The organism is Agrobacterium pusense (assembly GCF_013285525.1).
GTDB lineage: Bacteria > Pseudomonadota > Alphaproteobacteria > Rhizobiales > Rhizobiaceae > Agrobacterium > Agrobacterium pusense.
The window spans coordinates 2,130,043-2,156,486 of record NZ_CP053856.1; the positions used below are offsets into that span (position 1 = coordinate 2,130,043).

The 26,444-nt window shown below is 58.5% G+C and carries 18 protein-coding genes and 1 pseudogene; 13 read left to right on the forward strand and 6 right to left on the reverse strand.

What is annotated here, in order from left to right:
* Position 1: 1 nt before the first annotated feature.
* Entirely contained in the window at positions 2 to 1,597 is a 1,596-nt protein-coding gene (locus HQN82_RS10510) for an ABC transporter substrate-binding protein (protein ID WP_173614866.1), read from the reverse strand.
* Positions 1,598 to 1,828: 231 nt separating this feature from the next.
* Between HQN82_RS10510 and HQN82_RS10515 the strand changes: the two genes are divergently transcribed.
* Positions 1,829 to 2,869: a dipeptidase gene (locus HQN82_RS10515; RefSeq protein WP_173614867.1), complete on the forward strand. Its 1,041-nt coding sequence runs from the start codon at positions 1,829 to 1,831 to the stop codon at positions 2,867 to 2,869.
* A 58-nt stretch (positions 2,870 to 2,927) separates the two neighbouring features.
* Here the strand turns inward: HQN82_RS10515 and HQN82_RS10520 are convergent, their stop codons facing one another.
* Positions 2,928 to 3,221, reverse strand: coding sequence for a hypothetical protein (locus HQN82_RS10520; protein WP_004443527.1), 294 nt, complete (start codon positions 3,219 to 3,221; stop codon positions 2,928 to 2,930).
* A 276-nt stretch (positions 3,222 to 3,497) separates the two neighbouring features.
* Here HQN82_RS10520 and mprF point away from each other — a divergent pair, with 276 nt between their 5' ends.
* The 5 genes from mprF (at position 3,498) to HQN82_RS10545 (ending at position 12,432) form a co-directional block, all read left to right on the forward strand.
* Positions 3,498 to 6,098: a bifunctional lysylphosphatidylglycerol flippase/synthetase MprF gene (gene mprF, locus HQN82_RS10525; protein WP_004443529.1), complete on the forward strand. Its 2,601-nt coding sequence runs from the start codon at positions 3,498 to 3,500 to the stop codon at positions 6,096 to 6,098.
* 11 nt (positions 6,099 to 6,109) lie between these two features.
* On the forward strand, positions 6,110 to 7,480 hold the full coding sequence (locus HQN82_RS10530) for a virulence factor (RefSeq protein ID WP_210259556.1): 1,371 nt from the start codon (positions 6,110 to 6,112) through the stop codon (positions 7,478 to 7,480).
* 224 nt (positions 7,481 to 7,704) lie between these two features.
* The gene (telA, locus tag HQN82_RS10535) at positions 7,705 to 9,036 is read left to right on the forward strand and encodes a telomere resolvase TelA (protein WP_173614869.1); all 1,332 of its coding nucleotides are present in this window, start codon (positions 7,705 to 7,707) and stop codon (positions 9,034 to 9,036) included.
* A 331-nt stretch (positions 9,037 to 9,367) separates the two neighbouring features.
* On the forward strand, positions 9,368 to 11,755 hold the full coding sequence (locus HQN82_RS10540) for a DUF1217 domain-containing protein (protein ID WP_173614870.1): 2,388 nt from the start codon (positions 9,368 to 9,370) through the stop codon (positions 11,753 to 11,755).
* A gap of 287 nt (positions 11,756 to 12,042) precedes the next feature.
* A complete protein-coding gene (locus tag HQN82_RS10545; RefSeq protein ID WP_113380802.1) occupies positions 12,043 to 12,432 on the forward strand; it encodes a hypothetical protein in 390 nt (129 codons plus the stop codon).
* Positions 12,433 to 12,528: 96 nt separating this feature from the next.
* Here the strand turns inward: HQN82_RS10545 and HQN82_RS10550 are convergent.
* The 4 genes and pseudogenes from HQN82_RS10550 to HQN82_RS10565 form a co-directional block, all read right to left on the reverse strand.
* Positions 12,529 to 13,148, reverse strand: a pseudogene (locus tag HQN82_RS10550) (outer membrane protein).
* A gap of 257 nt (positions 13,149 to 13,405) precedes the next feature.
* On the reverse strand, positions 13,406 to 14,797 hold the full coding sequence (locus HQN82_RS10555; RefSeq protein ID WP_173615015.1) for a sensor histidine kinase: 1,392 nt from the start codon (positions 14,795 to 14,797) through the stop codon (positions 13,406 to 13,408).
* Between the two features lie 35 nt (positions 14,798 to 14,832).
* Complete coding sequence (locus tag HQN82_RS10560; RefSeq protein ID WP_022556873.1) at positions 14,833 to 15,507, reverse strand: response regulator transcription factor; 675 nt, start codon at positions 15,505 to 15,507, stop codon at positions 14,833 to 14,835.
* A gap of 195 nt (positions 15,508 to 15,702) precedes the next feature.
* Entirely contained in the window at positions 15,703 to 16,341 is a 639-nt protein-coding gene (locus HQN82_RS10565) for a TetR/AcrR family transcriptional regulator (protein WP_006698730.1), read from the reverse strand.
* 143 nt (positions 16,342 to 16,484) lie between these two features.
* On the opposite strand from HQN82_RS10565, the gene HQN82_RS10570 reads away from it, so the two are divergent.
* The 7 genes from HQN82_RS10570 (at position 16,485) to HQN82_RS10600 (ending at position 26,434) form a co-directional block, all read left to right on the forward strand.
* Entirely contained in the window at positions 16,485 to 18,521 is a 2,037-nt protein-coding gene (locus tag HQN82_RS10570; RefSeq protein WP_112767042.1) for an NADH:flavin oxidoreductase, read from the forward strand.
* Between the two features lie 418 nt (positions 18,522 to 18,939).
* A complete protein-coding gene (locus HQN82_RS10575; RefSeq protein WP_004443556.1) occupies positions 18,940 to 20,817 on the forward strand; it encodes a TRAP transporter large permease in 1,878 nt (625 codons plus the stop codon).
* 65 nt (positions 20,818 to 20,882) lie between these two features.
* The gene (locus tag HQN82_RS10580) at positions 20,883 to 21,893 is read left to right on the forward strand and encodes a TRAP transporter substrate-binding protein (RefSeq protein WP_004443559.1); all 1,011 of its coding nucleotides are present in this window, start codon (positions 20,883 to 20,885) and stop codon (positions 21,891 to 21,893) included.
* Positions 21,894 to 21,968: 75 nt separating this feature from the next.
* Complete coding sequence (locus tag HQN82_RS10585; RefSeq protein WP_004443560.1) at positions 21,969 to 22,772, forward strand: SDR family NAD(P)-dependent oxidoreductase; 804 nt, start codon at positions 21,969 to 21,971, stop codon at positions 22,770 to 22,772.
* Position 22,773: 1 nt separating this feature from the next.
* The gene (locus tag HQN82_RS10590; RefSeq protein ID WP_004443561.1) at positions 22,774 to 23,631 is read left to right on the forward strand and encodes an IclR family transcriptional regulator; all 858 of its coding nucleotides are present in this window, start codon (positions 22,774 to 22,776) and stop codon (positions 23,629 to 23,631) included.
* Positions 23,628 to 24,797, forward strand: a complete 1,170-nt coding sequence (locus HQN82_RS10595) for an acetyl-CoA acetyltransferase (RefSeq protein ID WP_004443563.1) — start codon at positions 23,628 to 23,630, stop codon at positions 24,795 to 24,797. The genes HQN82_RS10590 and HQN82_RS10595 overlap by 4 nt, the downstream gene beginning before the upstream one ends.
* On the forward strand, positions 24,794 to 26,434 hold the full coding sequence (locus HQN82_RS10600; protein ID WP_112766991.1) for an acyl-CoA synthetase: 1,641 nt from the start codon (positions 24,794 to 24,796) through the stop codon (positions 26,432 to 26,434). The genes HQN82_RS10595 and HQN82_RS10600 overlap by 4 nt, the downstream gene beginning before the upstream one ends.
* Positions 26,435 to 26,444 lie beyond the last annotated feature (10 nt).

Genomic DNA, 26,444 nt, shown 5'->3' on the forward strand with positions numbered 1-26,444 from the left:
GTCACGCTTTCTTCGCATCGTGGTAGGAATTGCCCTCAGAGAGAACGCCGAGTTCGAAACCGGAAACGCCCTTGCGGAAGGCTGCCGTCTTGGTGGTCTGGAACATGAACACGAAGGGGCTGTTTTCCATGTGTTCGCGCTGCAGGGCTTCATAAAGCTCCACGCGCTTTGCAGGATCCTTCTCGTCACGCGCGGCTTCCGCCTTGGCGGCAAAGTCGTCGTTCTTGAAGCGCGAACGCCACAGGAAGGGCTTCGACTTGGCGTCGTCGCCATTGTCCTTGTTGATGTTGAAGACATCGGCGTTGGAATGCGGATCGAAATAATCCGTGCCCCAGGCCGACAGCGCCATCTGGTGTTCGCGGGCGCGCATCTTGGTCAGAACCTGGCGGTTCTCGGCCGATTGCAGGCGTACCTTGATGCCGATATCGGCAAGGTTTGCCTGGATGGCCTGCGCCAGATCCGGATAAGGCTGGGCGGAATAATGGTCCATGCTGATTTCGAAACCATCGGCAAGGCCGGCTTCGGCCATCAGTGCCTTGGCCTTTTCGACATCGCGCTGGAACGGAATGTCGTTGACGGCGCCGGGGAAGCCCTTCGGCTCGAAGCTCTGGTGGATTTCGTGCGTCAGCGGCACGATGTTTTCCTGCATGCCCTTGTAGTCCAGCGCCCACTTGATCGCTTGCCAGACCTGCGGCTTCGCAAGGTTCTCATTGCCCTGGTTGAGCGAGATCAGCACCAGCGAAGCGATGGACTTGCGCTCCAGCTCGATATTGGCGTCGTCCTTGACGGTACGCAGCTGCTCCGAGGTCAGGTCACGGGCAATGTCGATATCGCCCTTCTGCAGCATCAGCAGCTGGGAAGACGGATCGGTGACGTGGCGCAGGATGATACGCTTGATGTTGCCCTTGTAGGGACCGTTCGGGTTGACGTTGAGCGCGACGCTTTCGCTGGGTTTCCAGGCCTGCAGCACGAAATCGCCGGAACCGGCGCTGTTCTTCTGCAGCCAGCCATTGCCGAGGTCTTCACCGGAAGCATTGGCAAGAACCACCTTCTTTTCGACGATCGCGCCAATATTGGCCGAGAGGCAATAAAGCAGGAAGGAGATGGCGGTCGGCCTCGCCGTCGTCAGCTTCACCGTCTTCTCGTCGGCGGCAACAATGGTCGTCTCGACATTGTCAGGCGCAAAGCCGAACTGGCTTATGATGAAGGCCGGGCTCTTGTTCATCTTGATGGCGCGCTGCAGCGAGAAGGCAACGTCTTCCGCCGTGACCTTGGCGCCGCTCGAGAAGGTCGCGTCGTCGCCGATGGTGAAGGTGAAGACCTTGCTGTCCGCATCGGCTTCCCACGACTTGGCGATGACGGGATCGACCTTGGTGGAATCCTCGCGGTTGGCGCGCACCAGCTTCTGATACATGTTGGAGATGATTTCACCGCCGACAGCCTCGAAACCTTCATGTGGGTCAAGGCTCGTCATGTTGTCCAGCTGCTGCGCAACGACCAGAATATCCTTCGGCGTGGAGGCGAAGGCCGGGATGCGCGCATAGGACAGGAACGGAACGGCGGCGCCGGCAATCAACAGGTTGCGTCTTGAAATCATCGAAAATCCCCTTTCGGACCTTATTTTTCGGAAAATGGTGGGTTTGCCCCAATCCAGTCGTTTTTTTTATGTTTTCCCGCGATTACCACGAGCAAACGAGGCCCGACCAATTCCAAATTTGGCAGAGCCTATGCACGGATTGCATTTGCTCCCGCCTTGACCTTTCCTCTACCAATTCCGAAAACTTGTCCGCAGGCGCGTCCGCGCAATCCCATTTCCGAAGGTGAGACCATGACTGATCAAAAAACCGTACCCGTCTTCGATGGCCACAATGATGTGCTTTTGCGGTTATGGCGATCGGGCAACGCTTCTCCCGAAACACTTCTGATGGAAGGCGATACCGTCGGCCATATCGATCTGCCTCGTGCAAAAAAAGGCGGCCTCGCCGGTGGCCTCTGCGCCATCTATGTACCTTCGCCCAGCATGGATAAGGACGCCAACGGCGACTACCCGACGCCCACCGAGGCGGATGCGCTGAAGGCGACGCTTGCCATGGCGGGCCTTTTGTTCCGGGCCGAGAAGCAGTCAAAGGGCGCGCTGAAGGTCTGCCGCACGGCCGCCGATATCCGCAAGGCCATGGCCGAGGGCGCCTTCGCCTCCGTCTTCCATATCGAAGGCGCAGAAGCGATCGGTGCTGATCTCGATGCCCTCCACGTTCTTCACGAGGCGGGCCTGCGCACACTCGGACCGGTCTGGAGCCGCCCGAACATCTTCGCCTACGGCGTTCCCTTCCGTTTCCCCTCAACACCGGATATCGGCCCGGGCCTGACGGATGCCGGCAAGCGGCTGATAAAGACCTGCAACGAACTGAAGATAATGGTCGACCTGTCGCATATGAACGAACAGGGTTTCTGGGACATCGCCAGGATATCGGATGCACCGCTGGTGGCATCACACTCCAACGCTTACGCAATCTGCAACCACAGCCGCAACCTGACGGATCGTCAGCTGGACGCCATCCGCGATACGGGTGGCCTCGCTGGCATCAACTTTGGTGTCTTGTTCCTGCGTCAGGACGGCGTGAAGAACCCGGATACCGATCTCAACGAGATGGTGCGCCATGTGGACTACATCGTCAACCGCATCGGCATCGATCACGTGGCGCTCGGTTCGGATTTCGACGGCACCACCATACCCGGCGCCATGAAGGATGCGGCCGATCTGCAATTGCTGGTCGAAGCGATGCGCAAGAGCGGTTATGACGACGTGGCGCTTGCCAAAATCTGCCACGGCAACTGGATTCGGGTGCTGGAAAAGACCTGGGGCGCGTGAGGCAGAAATAAAGTTTCATCCCCGGCGCAAAGCGCCGGAGACAGAAAGCGGCGGGCCTTCAGGCCTTTGCCGCTTTTTTCCTGCCGGTCGCACGGAAGGTGAGAAGCCCGGCCACCAGCCCGATCATGGCCCATTTCATCGGCAGCACGTCCGCCGTCTCGCTGCGGATCGGCAGCACGGTTACGGTTCCCGGCTGCGATTCGTAACCCATCTGGCCCTTTGCCTTAGCCTCGGCAATCTGCTGCGGCGAAACGACCCATTCGGCACCGCGCATCTTGTCCACCGCCATATATCCGGCGCCCGCCACGAGCGCGACGACGAGTGAAACGACTATTCTTGTAGGCGTGTTCATTGGTATCTCCTTCAATCCAAAGGAGCGTGTAGTTGCATCAAATGCCGCCACCAAGCAACCGGCGCGATCAATTTCGTCGCGTTTTCATCAAACTCGGAAATCGCACATTTCGTGGTTGCATTCATCGGGATATAATTGGCAAAATCATCCGGAAACCTGTCCAAACTTCACATCGACACGTCACGCATTTCTGCTAAGCAAATTTCCGCAACTGAAACGAATTAGCGACACAATCCTGTGGTTCGCCAACCGACGGGACGGCGCTGGAAAAGATAAATGGCAGACAAGAGCGAAATTACAGAGACCGATATTGCCGACTCCGCGGTTGAAAGCTTTTTTGCCAGGAACCGCGCCTACCTGACGGCCGCGGCCATAACGCTCATCTTCGTGATGATGACGTTTGCAATTTATCGTCTCACCTCGGAAGTAAGATACGACGATGTGATTGCGGCCCTTCTCGACACGTCCTTTTCCTCGGTTCTTCTTGCTATCGTCTTTACCGCGCTGAGCTTCCTGTCACTGATTTTTTATGACGCCAATGCCATCGAATATGTCGGCAAGAAAGTGCGGTTTCCGTCAATGGCGGTCACGGCCTTCGCGGCCTATGCCATCGGCAACACCGCCGGCTTCGGGCCGCTGAGCGGCGGCGCCATCCGCTTCCGCGCCTATTCCCGGCTGGGGCTTTCCCCGGGAGACATCGCACGGGTCATCGCCTTCGTCACGCTGTCGTTCGGCCTTGGGCTTTTGTCGGTGAGCGCGCTTTCAACCTTCATCGTCGCGCCCCGCATCGCCGCAATCATCGGTTTCGACCCGCTCGTGCTGAGGGGCGCGGCGCTCGCCGTCATCGCCATTCTCGTGGCCACGGCCTATATCGGGCGCAATGGCAGGGCGATACGCCTCGGCAAATGGCGGCTGCGCCTTCCAGACAGCCGTACGTCTTCGCGTCAGTTCCTGGTGTCTGCATTCGACATCGCCGCCTCGGCTTCCGTTCTTTACGTGCTCTTGCCGGAAACGCATCTCGGCTGGCCGACCTTCTTCGCGATCTATGCCACAGCCGTGGGGCTTGGCGTTCTCAGCCACGTGCCCGCCGGCCTCGGGGTCTTCGAAACCGTGATGGTTGCCGGTCTCGGCAATGCGATCAGCGTTGATCAGCTGCTCGGAAGCCTCGTTCTATATCGCGTCATTTACCACGTGCTGCCGCTGGTGGTCGCCATTCTGGTGATGATCGTTTCGGAAATGAAGCAGTTTGCGGCAAAGCCCGTTGTATCCGATATCAGCCAGCTTGCCGTGCGGCTGGCGCCACCACTGCTCTCCACATTCGCGATCATTCTCGGCACCATGCTGATTTTCTCGAGCGTGACACCGACGCCGGGCAGCAACCTGGATTTCCTCTCGAACTTCGTCCCGTTGCCTATCATCGAGGCCGCTCACTTTCTGACCAGCATTCTCGGCCTTGGCCTCGTCGTCGCCTCCCGCGGCTTGGGGCAGAGACTGGATGGCGCATGGTGGATCGCCCTCGTTGCGGCATCTCTGGCGCTCATTCTCTCGCTTCTCAAGGCGATCGCGGTTTTCGAAGCGATCTTTCTCGGCTTGTTCATCGTTGCGCTCGCCGCCAACATGCGCAGCTTCAACCGTCACGCCTCTCTGGTCAAACAGGCGCTCGGGCCAAGCTGGCTCGCGGCCATGGCCGTCATCGTCGCCGGCGCGGCCACGATCCTTCTCTTCGTCTATCGCGATACCGATTACAGCCATACGCTCTGGTGGCAGTTCGAATTCTCCGAGGAAGCGCCACGCGGACTGCGCGCCCTTTTAGGCCTCGTGCTTGCCTCCTCCACCATCGCCATCTTCAGCCTCATGAGGCCGGTAGCCTTCCGCCCGGATGCCATCAAGGCCGAAGATATCGCAAGTGCTACAGACATTGTCATGAAGCAGGATGCGGCCGATGCCAATCTGGTGCGCATGGGCGACAAGCACGTGATGTTTTCCGAAAGCGGCAATGCCTTCATCATGTACGGCATTCAGGGCCGCTCATGGATCGCGTTTGCCGATCCGGTCGGCGATGAAGATGATTTCCCTGACCTCGTGTGGCAATTCGTCGAAGGAGCCCGTGCCGCTGGCGCACGTGCCGCCTTCTATCAGATTTCGCCCTTCCTGCTGTCCCATTGCGCCGATGCGGGTCTGCGCGCCTTCAAGCTGGGCGAACTGGCCCTGGTCGATCTCACCGCATTCGAACTCAAAGGTGGCAAGCTTGCCAATCTTCGCCAGTCGCTGAGCCGCGGCGCGCGCGACGGGCTGACCTTCGAGGTCATCGAAAAGACCCAGGTGCAGGATGTTCTGGAAGAGCTGAAACAGGTTTCCGACGGCTGGCTCGCCCACCATAACACCCGCGAAAAACGCTTTTCGCTCGGTGCTTTCGAGCCGGACTACATTCTGTCGCAACCCGTTGCCGTGCTGCGCAAGGATGGAAAGATCACCGCCTTCGCCAATCTGATGGTGACGGATACGAAAAAGGAAGCCACCGTCGATCTCATGCGCTTTTCGCCGGATGCGCCGCGCGGCTCGATGGACTTTCTCTTCGTCAGCATCATGCAATATCTGCGCGAGGCCGGTTACGAGAGCTTCAATCTCGGCATGGCGCCCATGTCCGGCATGTCTAAACGCGACGCGGCGCCCGTCTGGGACCGGATCGGCAGCACACTGTTCGAACACGGTGAACGATTCTACAACTTCAAGGGGCTTCGCGCCTTCAAGGCCAAGTTCCACCCGAAATGGGAACCGCGTTACCTTGCCGTGCAGAACGGTGCAGATGCCGCTCTGGCGCTGATGGATGCGACGGTTCTGATCAGCGGCGGTGTCAGAGGAGTGATCGGAAAATGAGAAGATTCAGCATGCTCAAAGCAGTTCTGGCCGCCTCCGCCCTGTTTGCATCCCCCTTGTTCGTTTCTGGCGCCGTTTTTGCTGAGGACAAGCCCGCATACGAAACCGGCATGATCCCCGCCGGGCACATCATGGTGCCTGATGGCGACATCCTCGCCAGCGTCTTCCTGATTTCCGATGCGGACGGATGGTCGGCGGCCGATGAGACCCGCGCCAAGGCGCTGGTAGAAAAGGGCGCCGCCGTGGTCGGCATCGACTTCAAGGAATATCTGAAGGCGCTCGAGGCCGACGATGACGAGTGCATCTATATGATCTCGGACATCGAGTCACTCTCGCAGCAGATCCAGCGCACCGCCGGCACCAGCAGCTATCGCCAGCCCATCCTTTCCGGCATCGGCAAGGGCGGAACGCTGGCGCTGGCGATGATTGCGCAGAGCCCTGTCTCCACCGTGCGGGAGGCCATCGCCGTGGACCCCAAGGCCGGCCTGCCTCTCGAGAAGATCCTCTGTACCCCCGCCACCAAAGATAAAGTGGATGGCGAAACCGTTTATGGTCTGACCGACGGTCCCCTTCCTGCCCCCGTCAGCGTGCTGTTCACCTCTGCTGCGGATCAGAAGGGCCGCGACCACGTCAACGCGCTCGTGAAGCTGCATCCCGATATCGACGTGACGGATGTGGATGACATGGCGGACGAGGTTCTAACCCAGACCCTGTCCGACCAGGTCGACGCCGCAGGCGACACCGACAGTCCGCTCGGCCTGCCGATCAAGGTTCTGGAAACCAGCCCTGTCATGGATACCATGGCGGTGATCTATTCCGGCGACGGCGGCTGGCGCGATCTTGACGAGGAAGTGGGCGGCGCCTTCCAGAAGGAAGGCATACCCGTCATCGGCGTCGATTCACTCCGCTATTTCTGGAAGGAAAAGAAACCACAGGAGGTCGCAAGCGATCTCGGCCGCATCATCGATACCTATCGCAAGGAATGGAAAGTCCGCAATGTGGTGTTGATCGGCTATTCCTTCGGTGCCGATATTATCCCCGCCACCTATAATCTGCTGCCCGACCGCGACAAATCGCATGTCGTGCAGCTGACCCTGATGGGTCTTTCCACCGAAGTGGATTTCGAAATTTCCGTCGAAGGCTGGCTTGGCGTGGCCGGCGAAGGCAAGGGCGGCAAAACGGTCGACGACATCGCGAAGATCGATCCGAAGCTGGTGCAATGCATATATGGCACGGAAGAAGAAGACGAAGACCCCTGCCCCGGCCTGAAAGCCAAGGGCGTGGAGGCGGTCGGCATCGAGGGCGGCCACCACTTTGACGAGGATTATGAAGGGTTAGCCAAGCGTATCGTGACGTCGCTGAAGACCCGGCTGTCGAAATAACGGCGTCTCACTCACCACCTTGACCCGGGCTACGACAGGAGCCCTCGACAATCCTTGGCGGCGAATGGACCGCCGACGCTTTTCCGCATCGCGCTTGCGGAATCGCCTAAACTATTATTCAAAAGAACCGGACTGCAGTGGATGTTGATCTATTTCTGCAACCCTGCTGCTGTTGATCGCAAACCATCGATTTATATATCCGGACCGGTTCAGGGAGCCGCCGCATGCTTTCCTCAAAACGAAAAACAAAAACGCCGGTCCTGGTGGAACGCATCGACCACTTTGTCGCACAGGTCAAAGAGGCGATGAAAAACGACGACGCCTCGCGCAACAGAAAGATCCGCGATCTATGGGACGCCGAGGTCCGCTACCATTTCGACAATGGGCGCACCGAAAAGACTCTCGAACTTTACATCATGAAGTACCGTAACGCCTTGAAGGCCGAATTCGGTCCCAAGAGCACGCCGCTTGCCATTTGCAACATGAAAAAACTGCGCGAGCGGCTGAAAACCTACATCGAACGTGCCGACTATCCGAAAACGGGCGTAGCAACCTCGATCGTCGAGAAAATCGAACGCGCGGAATTTAATACAGCCGGCCGCAAACCCACCGTTCTTCTGCGCATCGCGGATTTCATTTCTGCGATGAACGGCATCGGCACGAAAGAAGAGATGCAGACCCTGTGGAATGCTGAAATCAGCACCATGAAGGGCAGAGCCCAGACAACGATCATCTCCTACATCACCAAATATCGCAACGCCATCCGCGAGGCGTTTGGCGACGATCACCCGATGCTGAAAATCGCCACCGGCGACGCTGCGATGTATGACGATGCGCGACGGGTGAAGATGGAGAAGATCGCCAGAAAGCACGGCGCGCTGATCACCTTCGAGAATTACCGCCAGGTTCTGAAGATCTGTGCCGACAAACTCCTGTCAGCCGATCCCCTTATGATCGGCATCGGCCTGATCGGCATGACCGGACGCCGACCCTACGAAGTCTTTACCCAGGCGGAATTTTCGCCTGCTCCCTATGGCAAGGGCATTTCCAAATGGAGCGTCCTGTTCAACGGCCAGGCCAAGACAAAACAGGGCGAGGGAACGAAGTACGGTGTGACCTATGAGATCCCGGTGCTTGCCCGCTCGGAAACCATTCTTGCCGCCTACAAGCGCCTGCGCGAAAGCGGGCAGGGAAAATTGTGGCACGGCATGTCGATCGATGATTTTTCATCGGAGACGCGCCTGCTGCTCAGGGACACGGTTTTTAACCTGTTCGAAGATCTCTGGCCGAAGGAGGAGCTTCCCAAGCCCTATGGTCTTCGGCATCTCTATGCGGAGGTGGCCTATCATAATTTCGCACCTCCCCACGTGACCAAGAACAGCTATTTCGCCGCCATTCTCGGGCATAACAACAACGATCTCGAAACCTCCCTCTCCTATATGACCTACACGCTGCCGGAGGATCGAGACGATGCGCTTGCACGGGCAAAGCGCACGAACGAGCGGGCATTGCAGCAAATGGCCGCCATTGCGCCGGTTTCCCGCAGCAATCCATAACGCAGCCGCTCCTGCCTTGCGGCCAAGCACGCGATGGATAACCCAACGCGCAGGACTGTCCCCGCGGAGATTTCGACATGTCGTTGCGCCCCGATCCGGGCGCGCGCTCCTGTTCCCCTGCTTTGGATAAACCGCCGATTTTTCTACCACTTCCAGCGACGATGTATTGTACCGACACCGCTACGAACAAAAGAACTAAATGAATCAATATTTTATAAATTAAACACTAAAGAATTATATGAAGTATAAATTAAATAAATACAGCCACACGCAAGTTATATCCGAGATAATATTGACAGTTTTCACGATTGAATATTGTCCGGAGCTTGGGGTGCTGCCCGCATATACAACTTACACCCTCTATAATCGCGACCTGGCATCGTCACTGAAACGCGTCGCAAACGATCCGATCGTATCGCGCGACGCCAAATATTACGCCGACAATATTGGCAAGATCAAAAATCTCTATGAGTTTCTGAAGGACCACAGGCTATATTCCTACGCCATTAAGGCCTATGGCCTCGGCGAGATGACCTACGCCGCCGCCTTCATGAAGAAGGTGCTGGAAAGCAATCTCAACGACCCGAACAGTTTCGCCAACAAGCTGAAGGACACCCGCTACCGCGACTTTGCGGCGGCGTTTGATTTCGGCACTATCAAATCGGAAAAAACGGTTCAAACCCAGCAGGACCGACTGGTTGCCGCCTATCACGATGCACACAAACAACGAGACGACGAACTGAAGGAGGAAACGCGGTATTACAACATCGTCATCGACACGGTCAGCCATGTGGATGACATCTTCAAAAACACGCGGTTGCGGGACTATGTTTTCAAATCCTTCGGCATCGACGCCGAAGCCTTCAACTACAAACATCTGCGGGATGTTCTGACCAGCGATATCAGCAGCGCCGACAGTTACGTCAACAGAACCTACAAACCTCTGGTCGAGGAATGGCAGGCAAAGACCGCCGATCTGCGCATCGAACGCGCAAAAGTCCCCTCCGCCGATAAGGCGTCGCTCGCCAAAATCGATTATCTGCTTGGCCAGTACAACAAGCGCATCGCCAATGCACACAAGCTCTTCGAAATGGCGGCAGCGTTTAATTTCCGCGATGACGGTTTCGTGGATGACGGCACGAAAGCGCAGACGGCAACCCAGAAGCGGCTGATCAACGAAACCTATGTTTTATCGTATCCTCGCCTGACGCAGACCGGTGCAGTTCTCAATCGCGACTTCTTCGCGCAAAAGATGAACGAGATTACCGATGCCGGACAACTCATATCCAATTCCCGTCTTAGAACGATGTTGATCGTCGCCTTTAACCTCAGGGACGACACCGATACCGACAGGAAAATCCAGTGGGCGCTTCGCGAAAATCCCGACGATCCACAAAGCGCGCTTCACGCCGAGAAGGACAAAGGCTTCATTGATCTTGCGAGAGCGTTCAATTTCGACGGGGAAGGCAAGATCGCTGCCGGAAAGACGATCCAGACCGCCGCCCAGCTCAGTACGATGATGACACTTTATTTTAGCCGCTACGACGACGCACAGGAGGCGGCGGACCAAAAGACGATCAAGGACTACAGACGCTATATCGGCCTTACGAAAAACCTGGAGGACTTCCTCTCCGCTGCACCGGCAGCCGTTACTATTCGCAACTTCGCGCTGAAGGCATTCAACATCAGCCCCGAAGAGGTTTCCACGTTCAAGTTGAAGAAGGTCTTCACCAGTGACCTGTCGGACCCGAAAAGTTATGTCCGCAGCCTCAAAGACGAAAGGTTCGTCCGGCTGGCGAAAGCCTATAATTTCGATGCCGAAGGCAGGATAGGCTCGCCACGGCTGGCCCAGGCCGAAAACGAGATTACCCGCATCTCCCGGAACTACGTTCTCGAAATGACCCGATGGAACACGGCCTCGAAGAGCAGGGAGAAAACAGGCAAGCAGGATGAGGAACTCGCCGCCTATCGCCAGAAAAACAGCAAAGACAAGATAAAGGAAAAGGCAAAGACGGAGGCCGCCTATTACCGCCAGCAGATGGAGACGTTGGAAACCGTTGATCAGTTGCTTGCCGATCGCCGTCTGGTGGATTTCATGCTTGTTGCCGAACGCATCGACCCCAAATCGGTCAGCACCGATTATCTGAAAAAGATCTTCAAATCCGACCTAAAGGACCCGAAAAGCTTCGCCAACGCCGAAAAGGATCCCCGCTTTCGCGCGCTTGCCGGTTCCTTCAACTTCGACACCAAGGGGAATATTCGCGCGACAGCCAGCCAGCATGTCCAGAACAACCGCGGCCTGATGGAAACGCGTGACAAATACGTTCGGCAGACGCTGGAGGAAAGGGCGGGAGAAGAAAACGCCGGTGTTCGTCTTGCTCTCTATTTCAAGCGGATGGCCGGCGGCATTTCCAATGCCTACGACATACTGGCTGACAATGCGCTTTCGGAATTCACCCGCACCGCCCTTGGAATTCCCGCGGAAACCACAAATTCCAAGGTCGAGATGCAGGCAAAGATGATCGAAAAGAAACTGAAGATGAGGGACCTGCAGGAAGCCGGCAAGGTCGACAAGCTGATTGACCGCTTTTTGCTGAGGTATGAAATGAACAATTCGCCTTCCGATCCCCGTCTCGACTTGTTCGGCAATGGCAAAATGTCCATCAGCGGCAATACGCTGGCAACCCTCGCCCAGCTTCGGAACGCCCGCAGCCGCTAACTCGTCTGCCTGAAAAGGCTGGCTGGCTCTCGGATGGAAGCTGATACTGGCTCCGGTGGCCAGTGTCAGGGCGGTCAATCCCGCCCGTAGCCCTGGTGCGTAGAGCAGTATCATCACAGTCAACAACAGCCTGTCAGCGCACCAAAGCCGAAATTCCGTTCAGGTGCGCCCCGCTGAAGCACGGGCCCGTCGAGACGACCGTCCATCGCGCCGTCTGCTAGTGTAATGTACCTGCAATGACCTGTTCCTATCCCTGCTGAAATTTACCGCAGCTGAAAGGAATTCCCATGTCCGACAGGTCATCACTTGCAGTCCCGCCAGCAATCACCCTCATCGCCGCCACATCGCTCTTGCTCACAGCCTGCGCATCAACCGTGATGAAAACTTATGTCGGCGCACCCATCACCAGCGTGATGCTGGACTATGGGCCGCCTGACAATGTCTATAGCCTCGGCCCCGGCCAGCAGGCCTATCAGTGGCGCAAGAACAAGACGCAGGTTGTGGCCGGATCATCAAGCGGCGAGGTCCGCTCGACGCGGCATGGCGAGCGTTACGACGTGTCCGAAACGCCTGGTTATGTCGAGCGCATCGATTGCTACTACACTTTCTACACCCGCGGTTCCGGTAACGACTGGTATGTAACGAGCTTCCGGCAACCCTCACTCGAATGCGAATGATCCTCTTACGGCCCCTCGCCGTTCGAGCCATTTCCCCTTACCGCCGCTTCGACCTGAAAGCGGCGGTCTTATGCTTCTGCGTCACATGTCAGCGGATCAGAAACGATAGTTGAGGCCCGCCTTGACGACGTGATCGCTGACATCCGTCTTCGATCTGCCGCTGGAGGTCGTCGTCGATACATTTCCCGTGTTCACGTAGTTATATTCAAACTTGGCCGATAGGCCGCCGCCGAAACTCTGTTCGACACCCGCTCCCACGAGATAGCCACGCTTCCAGTCATCCGGTCCGGTAACGCCGTTTCCATCCTTGAATTTCGTCGTGGTCAGACCTGCGGTGCCGTAAAGAAGGGTACGATCAAGCGCCACACCGGCCTTCAGCTTGGCGGCGCCACGAAAACGCTCTCTCAGGCGGCCATTCGGCACCCGCGCCTCGTTGCCGAGATACGAGCCCTCCAGCTCCGCCCCGACGACACCGGAGCCGAACTGGAAATTGTAACCGGCCTGTACGCCACCCGTCAGACCACGGCCACTGGCCAGAGGATTGACTTTTGGTGAGGCGACGCCGCCATGTGCGCCGATATAAGCCCCATTCCAGGAAAAGGCTGGCGGCTGGTATAATCGAATTGCTGCGCATTGTAGTTGGCAAGATCAGCGGAATAGGCGCTCGGTGCGGCCATAATACTGATGGCAACAAGCGATTTTGCAATGAACGACATGAATGACTCCAGACGAAACCAGGGGCGTCTCAATCTGAGGCGCCAGGGTTTCCGTTCGCGTTGAAGAACCGGAAACCGGCTCCCATGGTCTCCTGTGCGAATGAGCGCAGCAGATACGGGCATTTTCCGCGCAAGAATTGCGCCTGGATTACACGCGGCTGTTTTATTTAAATATAATTGTTATTTTTCATGTGCTTATACTTATTTCTTTAATCTTATTTTAAGAACTTCAAGAGTCCGGACTTCCCGGAGGCGATTCATGGCCCCGCACCGCTCCCTGGCGTGACGGAGCGGATCTCCAGCCGAACGCAGAAGCCGGGATCAAGGTCGAGGAACAGCACCCTGCCCCCATGCAGCTCAGCTGCTTTCTGCACGAGATTGAGGCCAAGGCCGGCACCGGAGGAGCTGGTGTTGATGCGATGGAACGGTTCGAACACCTGCTCGCGTTCGTCAACGGGTATGCCCGGACCTTCATCGCAGACATCTATGGTTCCTGCTGCACCCACCCGGACGACAATGGCGCCCCTGCCGCCGCCGTGATCGATGGCATTGCGGATGAGGTTGACGACCGCCATCTCAATGATCGACGTCTGGACCGTCAGCAGGGCTTCTGTTTCGCTCGGCTCGAAATCGAACTCGTAACCGGCATCCATCGCAATCGGGGCAAGATCGGTCGCGATGCGTTCGACGAGAACATTCAAATCCTGCTCTTCCGCAGGCAGGTCTACCCCGCCCACCGCCTGCATTTCGAGAAGCTGGTGTGCGACGCGGGTAAGCCGGTCGATATCCGCCCGCAGCTGCCGGCTCAGCGTGTCATCGGGAAGAAGATCGGCGCGGACGCGCACGATCGCAATCGGCGTCCTCAGTTCATGGGCGGCGTCGGCCAGGAAGCGGTTGCGGCGATTATAGCCCTCGTCCAGTTTCGAGAGGGCAACATTGAAGGCATCCACCAGCGGAATGATTTCACTCGGCACCTTCGAGCGAGCGATACGGGCGGACCGGTTCTCGAAATTGATCGACTGCGCTTGGGTGACCGTTTCCATGAGGCCACTCAGTGAACGGCCGACCGCACGTGGGGTCACCAGCAATGTCGCAATACCCGTCAGCAGCAACATGGGCACCACGGCCACAAGAATAATGAATCCAATTCCCGGCAGCACGGTCAACCAGCGAATGGCACCATCCGCATCCTTTTCCAGATCCAGCTGTATGTTGATCCAGATATTCACGCCATCATTCGCGAGACCTTTTTCCGTCCCGGCAATGAACTGCAGCCGTCCGGCGGGCGTATCGCGGTTCTCCATCGTGGCCCGGACTGTTTCCCCAGCCTCTAGACGCGCCCTTTCGATGCCCAAAGGAAATGCCCCCGTCACGACGGAAGTGGGGATATCTCCATATCGAAGGACGATTCCTTCCGCGTCCCGCACCATGAACCAGAGATTGCGATAGCGCTGTTTCAGCGCCTCCAGATCGGGTGTAGCCGACACCTGTGTCCGTCCCTGCCCATCCTTTGTCACGCTTTCCGCAATGATGCGCACAGCCTCTTCATTGGCGCCTTCCAGCCTTGGATCGATGATCCAGATCCAGCCAACGAGAAGAACGACGAAGAGAACGAGCAAGAAAGCCTGCAGGACGAGAAGGCGCTTCATCAGCCCCCATCGCAGGGATTGGTTGTGCTGCGAACTCATGACTTTGCCCGAATGAGATAACCGATATTGCGCACGGCTCTAATCTCCACCGTGGCTCCCGCCTGCGCCAGCTTCTTTCTGATACGGGAGATGTGGGCATCGAGCGCATTGGACTCTATCTCGTCGTCGAGCGTATAAACCGCCTCGATCAGGTTGGACCGCGTCACGATACGGTTCGGGCGCCGCATCAGGGCTTCGAGCGCCAGATATTCCCGACGCCGCAACTCGAGGATGGAGCCGGCAACGCTGACTTCATTGCTTCTTTGATCAATGCTCAAATTTCCGAAAATCGCATATCTGTCGGAAATGGAAGGGCCGCGCCTGTGAAGGGCCCTGAGGCGGGCGAGCAGTTCCTCTATCGCAAAAGGCTTGGCGAGATAGTCATCCGCGCCGGCATCCAGCCCGTCAACGCGGTGATCGACACTTCCAAGCGCCGTCAGGACAAGGATCGGTACGGAATGTTTGCTGCGGCGAAGCGCCGATACAAGGTTCAGCCCCTCACCATCGGGCAGGCGGCGATCCAGGACAAGCACATCGTAGGAGCCGTCACGCGCAAGGACATCGGCATCGCTGATGGTACTGACATGATCGGCAAGCACATCGCGCCGGCGCAAGGCTTCGAGCAGCGCCCGCGCCATTTCGGGTTCGTCCTCGAGAAGCAGGATTCGCAATGACTTTCCCCCAAAGATGAGCTCTTGCCATCCCCACCACTGATTGGTGAATGTTGCAGATAGATTGCAGCCCGGCCGCCCCTTCTTCTTGTACCATCCCAAACGGCGTAATCCGACTGGCATCGAAGGCGTTGGCCGCGCCACTTATCGCTGTCCCGAGGGTTGTCCGCGCTTGTCGAGTTCCGCACGCAGGCGTCAGGCCCCGGGGCCTGGCCTGTATCCGTGCCTCGCATAAAAACGATCAAGCTCCCGTTGTTGCGGCACCTCGCCGGTATAGATGGCGATATAATCCGCAATTCTCTTCATCCGCACTGCCACATCTTCCTCGGCCTGCATGGAAATGTAGCCGATCTGCACGAGATAAGTGGTGCGGGCGCGCACATCCGCAGTATTTTCGGGGTGGCCGAAACGGACGAACATGCGCGAAAGCGCCTCCATTCTCACAGCATCCGCCTTGCGAACCTCGGCAAGGATATCATCGGACTGCAGCGCCCAGCTGCGCACCGCGAATTCGAATTTGCTGTCAAAAAGCGAGGGATCCAGCCAGCAATCGAAGACGTTCAGCATCGCCTCGGCCAAGGTTTCCGCGTAGGCCTCCGATTGCCTGAGGATGCTTCCCGTGTTCTTGTCGCGCCAGCGGGACAAAAGCGCCGCCAGCAACTCCTCCCGATCCTTGAAGAACCAGTAAAAGCTGGTGCGCGAGAGATTGAGCTTCTTCGCCAACGGCAAAATCTTGACGGAATCCACCCCCGATTCCAGCAGGGACTCGTAGGCGGCCTCAAGCCAACCCTCCTGCGATCCACGCCAACCGGTTTCGTTCAATGTCGCGTCCATGACAGTTGAGTACCAAATCAGTCCCTGCGCGACAAGGCGAGGCGTACGCTCTTGTCTAACTTATAGACACTGGTGTTTTGTTAATTGACACATATGTACATTTTCTCTTAGCCTCGCACCATAACCCCCCTTGGAGCAGGCCCATGTCGAACGATCCCCTTCTTCAACCCTATCAGCTGAAGCACCTGACGCTGCGCAACCGTATCATCGTGACGTCGCATGAGCCCGCTTATCCGGAAGACGGCATGCCGAAAGGGCGTTATCGCGCCTATACCGTCGAGCGTGCGAAAGGCGGCGTGGCGTTGACGATGACCGCAGGCTCAGCCGCCGTTTCGAAAGACAGCCCTCCCGTCTTCAACAATTTGCTCGCTTACAAGGATGAAATCGTTCCGTGGATCAGGGAAATGACCGACGCCGTCCACGAGGCGGGGTCGGCAATCATGATCCAGCTCACTCATCTTGGCCGGCGCACCCGGTGGGACAAGGGCGACTGGCTGCCGGTGCTCGCACCGTCACACCAGCGGGAAGCCGCTCATCGCGCCTTTCCGAAAAAGATCGAGGATTGGGATATTGAGCGTGTCATCAAGGATTTCGCCGACGCCGCCGAGCGTATGAAGGCTGGCGGCATGGACGGGGTGGAACTGGAGGCCTATGGTCATCTCATCGATCAGTTCGTCTCCCCGCTGACCAACGAGCTGGATGGCCCCTATGGTGGCTCGCTCGAAAACCGCATGCGTTTCTGCCTCGACGTTTTCCGGGCGATACGCAGGCGCGTGGGTGAGGACTTCATCCTCGGTGTTCGTTACACCGCCGATGAATGTCTGGAGGGTGGCACCGGAAAGGCAGAAGGCCTCGAAATCTCCAGACTGCTGAAAGAAAGCGGTCTGATCGATTATCTCAACGTCATCAGGGGGCATATCGACACCGATCCCGGCCTGACCGACGTTATCCCGATTCAGGGCATGGCAAGTGCGCCGCACCTCGATTTTGCCGGGGAAATCCGTGCAGCGACACGTTTCCCGACCTTCCATGCCGCCAAAATTCAGGACGTTGCCACAGCCCGGCATGCCGTCGCCACCGGCAAGGTGGACATGGTCGGCATGACCCGCGCGCACATGACCGATCCGCATATTGTGCGCAAGATCATGGAAAAGCGGGAGGACGATATCCGCCCCTGCGTCGGCGCTAATTACTGTCTCGACCGCATCTATCAGGGCGGCTTTGCCTTCTGCATTCACAATCCGGCAACCGGCCGCGAGGAAACCATGCCGCACGCCATCACCAGGGCTGCGAAAAGCCTGAAGGTGGTTATCGTCGGCGCCGGGCCGGGAGGCCTCGAAGCCGCAAGGGTCTGTGCCGAACGCGGCCATACGGTCGTGGTCTTCGAGGCAGCGAGCCATCCGGGCGGGCAGATTCGCCTCACCGCGCAGAGCGAACGCCGCCGGGAAATGACCGGCATCATCGACTGGCGCATGAGCCAGTGCGAAAAGCTCGGTGTCGTCTTCCACTTCAACAGCTGGGCGGAAGCGGACACGGTTCTCTCGCAAAAACCCGATGTGGTGATCATCGCCACAGGCGGACTGCCGCATACCGAGGTGCTGTCTAAGGGCAACGAACTGGTCGTCTCCGCGTGGGATATTATTTCCGGAGACGTCAGGCCGGGTGCCAATGTTCTCGTCTATGACGACGCGGGAGACCATGCCGGCCTTCAGGCGGCCGAGCTCATCGCCAAGGCTGGCGGCAAGGTGGAAATCATGACACCGGATCGCTCCTTCGCCCCTGAAGTCATGGCCATGAATCTCGTTCCCTATATGCGCTCGCTGCAAAAGCTCGACGCCACATTCACCGTCACTTACCGGCTGGAAGCAGCCGAAAGAAGCGGCAACCAGATCGTCGCCCACGTCGGCAGCGACTATGGCGGCATTTCCAGACAGCGCACCGTCGACCAGATCGTCGTCAATCACGGTACAGTCCCGCTGGATGAACTGTATTTCGAACTCAAGCCCGGCTCGACAAATCTCGGGGAGGTTTCCTATGACGCCCTGCTCGCCGGAGAGGCTCAGACCGTCGCGCGCAATCCGACAGGCACATATCGGTTGTTCCGCATCGGCGATGCCGTCGCGGCGCGCAACACCCATGCGGCGACCTACGACGCCCTGCGCCTCGCAAAGGACATTTGAGGCGCGGGTCGCGTTGCGGCCCGGCCCCAGGGCGCATCGAGGGATCATTCGATGCCGACGATGTTCACTTTTCAGGCAGGATGGTGGCTGTCGCCCGGATCATCGCACAGGCACAAGCTCGAATGGGCCAAAGTATGATCCACTATATGGACCTCTATACGTGAGTCTAAAACTGCGTAATTGCGGCCTTTTACTATTGATTTTATCATTCTTCCTGTGTATCCCGAACGTATGGTTTTGTAACGGTCCATATCGTGGAGGCGATATACCGATACGCTCAGACTTTTGGAGGGGTCTGGCCGGTCTTGCGATGACAGATATATCCTGATGCCGGCCATGATCGTGGCTGGGGCCCGGACATTCTGCCTTGCTGACCACCATCCATTGCGAAGGTTGTTCTGCGGGAGAGGAGGCCCCAATGACCATGACCGCAAACGCGAATGACGACGTCTTTGTGCTCGACGGCGAGCTACTGCACACGGAGCCGGTAACAGGCTCCTGGTTCATGCGGCCGGTCGAGGCCATGGCAGCCATTCTTTTGGCGCTGATGATCGGCCTGCTTCTGCTCGGCGTGACATCACGTTATGCCTTGCATCTGCCGATTGTCTGGATCGATGAAACGGCGTCGTTGTGCTTCCTGTGGTTTGCCATGCTGGGTGCGGCCATTGCCATCGACCGTAGCGAGCACCTGCGCCTGACGCTGTTCCTCAACATGTTTCCGCAGCGTTTTCTGGGTTACATCAATTCCTTGGCGCTGGTGCTGGTGGCGACATTTCTTGCGGCTATCATCAAGCCCGCAATCGAATACGCCATCGAGGAATGGGTCGTCACATCGGCGGCGCTGAACATTCCCATGACTTTCCGCGCCGCAGCCCTGCCATTCGGCGCCTCCCTGATGTTGCTCCTGGTCATGAACAACCTCTTCCGGAGGGAAAGGCTGCGGGACATCGTCGCTGCTATCGTCACGGTTGCGGTGGCTGCCGGCCTGCTGTTTCTGGCGTCGCCCACACTGGAATCCTTTGGCAATTTTAACCTGGCGATCTTCCTCGGCCTGTTCGTGGCGGTGTTTCTGGCGCTCGGCGTGCCCATTGCCTTCTGTTTCGGCCTTGGAACATTGTCCTATCTGACTTTCACCACCTGGGTTCCGATGATCGTTATGGTCGGGCGCATGGATGAAGGAATGTCGGGCATCATTCTGCTGTCGGTGCCGGTATTCGTGCTGCTGGGCTGCGTCCTTGACGCAACCGGCATGGGCAAGGCGATCGTCGAACTGCTGTCCTCGATGTTCGGCCACATCCGCGCGGGCATGTCCTATGTTCTGCTCGGTTCGCTGTTTCTGGTCTCGGGCATTTCCGGCTCCAAGGTTTCAGATATGGCAACGGTCGCACCTGCGCTGTTTCCGGAAATGAAGCGACGCGGCCACAAGCCCAAGGAAATGATCGCACTGCTGGCCACCGGCGCCGCCATGGCCGATACCGTTCCGCCGTCCATCGTTCTCATCGTCCTCGGTTCAGCAGCGGGCGTATCGATTGCCGGCCTGTTTACCTCCGGCTTCATGATCGCCATGGTGCTGCTTCTGGTGCTGGCGGTATTGGCACGGTGGAAAGCGCGGAACGAAAACATGGATGGCGCCAGACGCACTCCGTGGCCGCTGGTCGGCAAGGCGGCACTGGTTGCCGCACCCGCTCTGGTTCTGCCTTTCCTCATCCGCAGCCTTGTGGGCGGCGGTGTGGCAACGGCGACCGAAGTATCCACCATTGCAGTGCTCTATGCCATGATTATCGGCGCGGTGCTTTATGGCGGGATCAGCCTGAAAAAACTCTACTCCATGCTGGTGGAGACAGCGGCGCTCTCGGGCGCGATCCTGCTGATCCTCGGCTGCGCCTCCGCCATGGCCTGGGGTTTGACGCAAAGCGGTTTCGCCTTCGAATTGACCGCGATGATAACCGACCTGCCGGGCGGCTGGATGACCTACATGATCGTGTCGATCCTGATCTTCATGATCCTCGGCTGCGTGCTGGAAGGACTGCCTGCAATTGTTCTGCTCGCGCCGATCATGTTCCCCATTGCCCGCACGCTCGGCATCAACGACATCCATTATTCGATGGTCGTGGTGGTCGCCATGAATATCGGCCTGATGGCGCCGCCCATCGGCATCGGCTTCTACATTGCCTGCAAGATCGGCAATGTCTCGCCCGATGAAGCCATGGGTGCCATCTGGCCCTATCTCGCAGCCATGGTCATCGGCCTGCTGCTGATTGCCGGAATTCCGGGTCTGTCCACAATTCTGCTCTGACACCGTGGCGGGTCCGCCCGCCATGCCGACGAACGACACATGCTTTTATTTGGGAGGAGAAAGCAATGATCATCAACAGACGTACCATGCTCGCGGGCGCCGGTTCTGCCGTTCTTGCCACCGCGTTCGTATCGCGCGCACGCGCCGCGGAATTCAGCTACAAATATGCCAATAATCTGCCGGCTGCGCACCCCATGAATGTGCGCGCCAAGGAAGCGGCCGATCGTATCGAGAAAGAAACCGACGGGCGGGTCAATATCAAGATATTCCCCAGCAGCCAGTTGGGGGCCGATACCGACATGCTGAGCCAGGTGCGTTCCGGCGGCGTTGAATTCTTCACGCTCTCGCCGCTGATCCTGTCCACGCTGGTACCAAACGCGTCCATCAGCGGCATCGGCTTTGCCTTCCCGGATTATGATTCCGTATGGGCGGCCATGGACGGCGATCTCGGCAAATATGTACGCGGTGAAATTGCCAAACAGAATCTCGTCGCCATGGATACGATCTGGGACAACGGTTTCCGCCAGATCACCAGCGCGTCGAAACCCATCACCACGCCTGCCGATCTCGAAAGTTTCAAGATCCGCGTGCCGGTGAGCCCTCTCTGGACCTCGATGTTCAAGGCCTTCAAGTCGGCTCCCGCTTCCATCAACTTCGCGGAAGTCTACACCGCGTTGCAGACCGGCGTCGTCGACGGCCAGGAAAACCCTCTGGCCATCATTTCCACCGCGAAGCTCTTCGAAGTGCAGAAGTTCTGCTCGGTTACCAATCACATGTGGGATGGTTTCTGGTTCCTCGCCAACAAGCGCGCGTGGGAGCGGCTGCCGGACGACCTGCGCACCATCGTTGCCAAGAACCTCAATCAGGCCGGCAAGGATGAACGCGCCGACGTGGCGAAGCTCAACGCCTCGGTGAAGGAAGACTTGATCAGCAAGGGCATGGCCTTCAACGATACTGACGCATCGCTCTTCCGTGCAGCCCTCAAGGAAGCCGGATTCTATTCCGAGTGGAAAAGCAAATATGGCGACGAAGCCTGGGCCATTCTCGAAAAGGCCGTTGGCGCCAGCCTGACCTGACGGGTCAGCAAATAATCGGTCCCGCCGCAAGCGGGGCCGATCCGATCACTTCTGGCTGTTTTAATGGAGACTGTTTTGACAGGTCGCCTGACGGGAAAACGCGCGCTTGTATTTGGCGCAGGATCATCGGGGCCGGGCTTTGGCAATGGCAAGGCTGCGGCCGTGCAATTTGCCCGCGAGGGCGCGCGCGTGGCCTGTGTCGACCTCTCCGCCGGCGCGGCTGAAGAAACCGCGCAGATCATCCGCGAAGAAGGTTTTGAGGCAATCGCCGTTGCCGCCGATGTCACGAAGCTGGAATCCGTATCAGCGGCAGTTGCACGAACCTGCGATGCCTTTGATGGCATCGACATCCTGCACAATAATGTCGGCGTGACGCATATGGGCGGGCCGGTGGAGCTGGATGAGGAGCGCTTTCGCGCCTCCGTCGATCTCAACATCGGCTCTGTCTATCGCACCGCCAAGGCTGTTCTGCCGGTGATGCTGAGGCAGGGCGGCGGCGCCATCGTCAATATTTCCTCACTCGCCTCGATCCGCTGGACCGGCTATCCTTATTTCGCCTATTACGCCATGAAGGCCGCGGTCAACCAGGCCACCGTGGCGCTGGCGATGCAATACGCACGGCAAGGTATTCGCGCCAATTGCGTTCTGCCGGGCATGATCGATACGCCGCTGATCTACAAGCAGATCAGCAACCAGTACGCCTCCGTCGAGGAAATGGTGGCGGCGCGTAATGCCGCGGTGCCCGTGGGGCGCATGGGTGATGCCTTCGATATCGCCCGCGCCGCCGTTTTTCTGGCATCCGATGAAGCAAAATTTATCACGGGCATCTGCCTGCCGGTCGACGGCGGCCAAAGTTGCGCAGTGGGGGCGTTTACCTGATATGGCCACGGTGGTTGCGGCGGAAAACGATCTGACAGGGGCACGTGCCGTGGACCGGGCGCTGGCGCTGCTGTCCATGGTGGGGCGGCACGCCGAACGCGGTGTGTCGCTTTCCGGCATCGTCGCCGAAAGCGGGTTGAACAAGCCAACGGCCCGCCGCCTGCTGCTGGCGTTGATCCGGGCAGGCCTCGTGGAACAGGACGAGGAGACACGCCGATATTATCTCGGCGAGGAAGCCTACGTGCTGGGCAGCCTGTCATCACGCCGTTTCGGATTGTTGCAGATGGCCCAGGACGGACTGACGCGTATTTCCCGCCGTACCGAGGATTCGAGCTTCCTTTCGGTACGCCGCGATACGTTTTCTCTCTGCCTCTATCGCGAGGAAGGCACCTGGCCCGTGCGCACCCATGCGCTCCAGGCCGGTTTCGAGCACCCGCTGGGTATCGGCGCCGGATCTCTCGCCATGCTGGCCGCCCTGCCCGATGCCGAAGTGGATAGCGTCATTGCCGCCAATAGCGGCCTCATCGCCGCGAATTATCCCGGTATCACGCTCGACGGGCTACGCCGTGATGTCGAATTGACCCGGGCGAACGGCTACTCGCTCAATCCCGGCCTCATCCTTTCCAATTCATGGGGTATCGGTGTCGCAATCCGCACGCCGGATGGAGCGGTGGCGGGAGCGTTGAGCATCGCCGCCGTCGATAGCCGCATGCGGCCGGAGCGTCAGCCAGAACTGGCGGCGCTGCTGCGCGAAGAGGTGACACGTATCGAAACACGCATCGCAGAAATGATGGCCAGCCGTGCACGCACGCGCGGCGACGGCGAACCGAAGCGACAGGCAAGGAGAACGAGCAAATGAGCAAAGCGCAGATCGTCGGCTGGGCGCATTCGCCTTTCGGCAAATCGACCCTTGAAAATACCGAACAGCTGATGGCGTCAGTCGTCGCGCCGGCCATAGACCATGCGGGCATCGACGTTGGCGATATCGACGGCATTTTTGTCGGTGTGATGAACAATGGTTTCTCGAAACAGGATTTTCAGGGCGCCCTGGTGGCAATGGGTGATGAAAGACTGGCCTATACGCCCGCCGTGCGCTTCGAAAATGCCTGCGCGACGGGATCGGCCGCCCTGTACAGCGCGATGGATTTCATCGAGGCGGGGCGGGGCCGCATTGCGCTCGTCGTGGGCGCCGAAAAAATGACGGCGCTTCCCACCGCCGAGGTAGGCGACATTCTGCTCTCTGCTTGCTACCGCGCAGAAGAGGCCAATATCCCCGGCGGTTTTGCCGGCCAGTTCGGTCGCATCGCCCAGGCCTATTTCCAGCGTTATGGCGATCGCTCGGAGGAGCTTGCGATGATCGCCGCCAAGAACCACGCCAACGGCGCGGTCAATCCCTATGCCCATATGCGCAAGGATTTCGGCTTCGAATTCTGCAACACCGTGTCCGATAAGAACCCGTATGTCGCAGGCCCGCTACGCCGTACCGACTGCTCGCTGATTTCCGACGGCGCGGCGGCCATCGTTTTGGCCGACGAAGAAACCGCAGCCAGCCTCCACCGGGCGATCGGCTTTCGGGGCAGAAAACAGATCAATGACATTCTGGCGCTGAGCCGCCGCGACCCGCTGGCCTTCGAGGGCGCCCGCCGCGCATGGGCCGGCTCGCTGGAACTTGCGGGCGCTACGCTCGACGACCTTTCTTTCGTTGAAACGCACGACTGCTTCACCATAGCCGAACTTATCGAATATGAGGCCATGGGGCTTGCAAAACCAGGCGAAGGGCACCGGGTCGTGCACGAAGGCACCGCGCTGAAGACCGGCCGTTTGCCAATCAACCCTTCAGGGGGACTGAAATCGAAAGGCCACCCGGTCGGAGCGACCGGCGTTTCCATGCATGTAATGGCAGCGATGCAATTGATGGGCGAGGCTGGAGACATGCAGATCCCCGGCGCCTCGCTTGCCGGCGTTTTCAACATGGGCGGCACCGCGGTTGCCAACTATGTTTCGATCATGGAGCGCGTGAAATGAGGACACCTGGCCCCGTGCAGCATCCTCCGGGCGGTGTCACACCATCAACCACGCGGGTGATGAACCTTTCGCATTTTCTGACGCAGGCCGCGCGCCGCAACCCGCATCATATCGGCTTCGTCTGGGGTGAAAAGACCTGGAGCTGGGCGCAAATGGAAGCCCGCGTCGACGCCATGGCGCATGCGCTGGTCAATGAATTCGGTGTCGTCAAGGGTGACCGTATTCTGGTGCAGTCTTCCAACAACAACCAGATGTTCGAATCGATGTTCGCCTGCTTCCGGGTGGGCGCGGTGTGGGTGCCGACCAATTACCGCCAATCGCCAGATGAAGTCGGCTACCTGGCGAAGGCCAGCGGCGCACGCGGCATGTTCTGCGCCAGCGCTTTTCCCGAACATGCGAAAGCAAGCCGTGAAGCCGCAGCGATCGATTTCACCATCGCCATCGGTCAGGCGGAATTCGGTGAGGATTATGATGCGATTGTCGCCCGTCATCTGGGTCAGAAGGTCAAGGGTGAGGCGGTGGATCGCGACGATCCCTGCTGGTTCTTCTTCACGTCGGGCACCACCGGGCGCCCCAAGGCGGCGGTGCTGACCCATGGGCAGATGGCCTTTGTCATCACCAACCATCTCTGCGATCTGATGCCCGGCACGGGAACAGGCGACGCATCCATCGTTGTCGCTCCGCTTTCGCACGGCGCGGGTATTCACCAGCTGGTGCAGGTGGCGCACGGGGCAAAGACCGTGCTGCCGGCAGCGGAAAAACTCGATGTCCCCGCCGTTTGGGCGCTGATCGAGAAATGGCGTGTCACCAATGCCTTCACCGTGCCGACCATTCTGAAAATGTTGATCGAAGACCCGTCCGTGGATCGTTTCGATCATTCCTCGCTGCGCTATGTCATCTATGCCGGCGCGCCGATGTATCGCGCCGACCAGAAACGGGCATTGGCAAAGCTCGGTCCGGTGCTGGTGCAATATTTCGGCCTCGGCGAAGTCACCGGTAATATCACCGTGCTTCCCCCTTCTTTTCATAGCGCAGAAGACGGTCCGGAAGCGCGGGTCGGCACCTGCGGGTTCGACCGGACAGGCATGGAGGTGCAGATCCAGAACGACGCAGGCGAAGAGGTGGAGGCGGGAGAAACCGGCGAGATCTGCGTCATCGGTCCCGCCGTCTTCGCCGGTTATTACAACAACCCCGACGCCAATGCCAAAGCCTTCCGCAACGGCTGGTTCCGCACCGGCGATCTCGGCCACCGCGATGAAAACGGCTTCGTTTACATCACCGGGCGCGCCTCCGACATGTATATTTCCGGCGGCTCGAACATCTATCCGCGCGAGATCGAAGAAAAAATTCTCATGCATCCCGATATCAGCGAGACGGCGGTTCTGGGTGTGCCAGATGCGGTGTGGGGTGAAGTGGGCGTGGCGGTCTGCGTGGCGAGAGAAGGCGCTGACATCGCCGGCATCGACCTCAGGGCCTATCTGGAAGGCAAGATGGCCCGTTACAAGCTGCCCAAAACAGTCGTGTTCTGGGATGCCATGCCAAAATCCGCCTATGGCAAGATCACCAAGAAAATGATCCGCGAAGAGCTGGAAAAGCGCGGCCAGATGCCGGTTTTCGAGGAAAAGCGGACAGGCTGACGCGCGCGGC